This window comes from Neptuniibacter sp. (assembly GCF_024231755.1).
Classification (GTDB): domain Bacteria; phylum Pseudomonadota; class Gammaproteobacteria; order Pseudomonadales; family Balneatricaceae; genus Neptuniibacter.
The window spans coordinates 1-2,168 of sequence record NZ_JAAEQH010000054.1; the positions used below are offsets into that span (position 1 = coordinate 1).

1 protein-coding gene is annotated in these 2,168 nt (G+C 45.5%); it reads left to right on the plus strand.

Annotated elements, in window-relative coordinates:
* Nucleotides 1–353 precede the first annotated feature (353 nt).
* Nucleotides 354–1,742 (plus strand): IS1380 family transposase, encoded by a 1,389-nt coding sequence (locus tag GY843_RS02105; RefSeq protein WP_297306067.1) that lies wholly within the window; start codon nt 354–356, stop codon nt 1,740–1,742.
* The last annotated feature ends 426 nt before the right edge of the window (nt 1,743–2,168 follow it).

The following is a 2,168-nucleotide window of genomic DNA, read 5'->3' on the forward strand; positions in this document are numbered from 1 at the left end:
TGACGCGATCTTATTCTGTGTACGGATCACAGGCAGGGGGCACAGCAGGTTGCGTGCATTTAGTTCATGTTTGCTCATAAAAGGTTACTCAATAAAGTGCGCGTTTTTTGTGCAGATCAATGAATTCTATCGGCTTAGAGGCTGAATGTGCACCAGTCCTAGTCTTGCTACTGATAACAGCTTATGACATTTATCGGTTTGGTGTTGCTCTGTGCAGATAGAATAAAGCGGGATATATAAAAAGAGCACCCTTAGCCCGGATATTTCATAAAAGAAGGCAAGTTCCGCCCAAGTCATTGATATGATTGGGTCGACCAAAAAAATGCTTCGGAAAAAGCAAACCGGAACTTGCCATGACTCAATGTACACAAGAACAGCTCCGTTTTCACCCTGCCAATGGCAAAACTATTCGCGCTGACTTCAACGGTGGTGAACTTTCCTCTGATTTTGGTGCACTTTTGCTACGCCAGTCTCTTTTACAGAGTGATTTGATTCGACGGATGGCAGAGGCTGTCCATGATAAGCGACACCCCTCCTATATTGATCATTCCATACAAGATCTTTTGACTCAAAGAACTCTGCAGGTCGCCTGTGGTTATGAGGATGCCAATGATAGCAATCACCTTCGCAAAGACCCCATCTTTAAGATGGCCACTGGCCGTGACCCATTGAACCCAGACCAGCATCTCGCAGCCGCAGCAACCTTTACCCGCTTGGGGCAGGCGATCTCTAACAAAGATATTTACCGCATGGCCAAAGCCTTTGTTGATCATTTTGTCTGCAGCTATGAACAGCCTCCTTCAGCGATTATTATCGATCTGGATCACACCTCAGCAACAACCTATGGCAATCAGCAAATGAGCCTGTTTCATGGTAAATATAATGACTACTGCTATTTACCTTTGCTGATATTTGAGGGGCTCACCGGTCAGCTGATTACTGCTATTTTACGTCCAGGAAAGACGCCAACCGGTAAAGAAAATGCCGCTATTCTCAAGCGTGTCATTCACGTGATTCGACAACGATGGCCAAAAACACATTTGCTGGTTCGAGGTGATAGCCACTTTTCCCAGCCTGAGATGATGCGCGTCATTCAGGATGAACCTCATGCGGATTTTGTATTTGGAAAAGGTGCCGGAGATAAAAAGGTCTTGAGACCTAAAGCAGAAAAAGCACTGAAGGAAGCCCGTCAAAAGTTGGCGCTTAATCGGATCCATAGCGACCCGGCGCCCTATAGTTTTAAACAGTATGGAGAGGCGGACTATCAAGCCGCAAGCTGGGACGGACTGGATACTCGGGTTATTTACAAAGCGGAGGTGAATCAAGACGGTGATAATCCGCGCTTTGTCGTGACCTCGATTAAAGCCGCCTCGGCTAAGACCATTTACGAAGAACTCTATTGCCCCAGGGGGCAAGATGAGAACTACATCAAACACCTGAAAAACGATTTATCAGGTGACCGGCTCTCAGATCAAAGCTTTAAAGCGAATCATCTGAGACTGTTTTATGCCTGTGCCGCTTATGTTGTACACCATGACTTCAGAAGCCAAGCGCTGAAAGGCACCAGCCTAGAGAAAGCCCAGCCATCGACAGTGATAGCCACACTCTGCAAAATTGCAGTCAAGGTGGTTGAGTATAAGGACAGGATCAAATTACACCTCCCAAGCAGCAGTCCATTTAAAGCACTCTTACGAGATGTGACGGAGTTCTTTTATAGAAGACTCCGATCAAAGCCAGGTTAACCCAGCTCTAAAGGTAGAAAGAGAGTCTCCGAGACCAGATGAAGAGTATTCTGGGGGAGAGGTTCGTCTCTAAACTCGGTACAAGGGCACAAAGAGGTGACTGAAGGGGTGATCAGTGGAAAAAATCTCAGATGTGGGCATTAATTAAAGTGCAGTAGACCATCAAAGGTAATAATGAACCTAAAAGTGACAGGCTACTGCTTGTTTATGAAATATCCGGGATAGAGGCTGGTAAGTCAGATAGGTAAAAAAAGCTAAAAAAACCGTAGCTTAGTTACATTCTTTGACAGAAAGATAGTCTTTTTTTGCATAGGATCAATGTGTTCCGGTGTGATAACTCCCATAGTGTGCGCTGGTATACATTTTGACCAGCACAGGACGCTGAATGGTCTCCGTCTAGTAACAACAGTCCGTGTATCAATAACA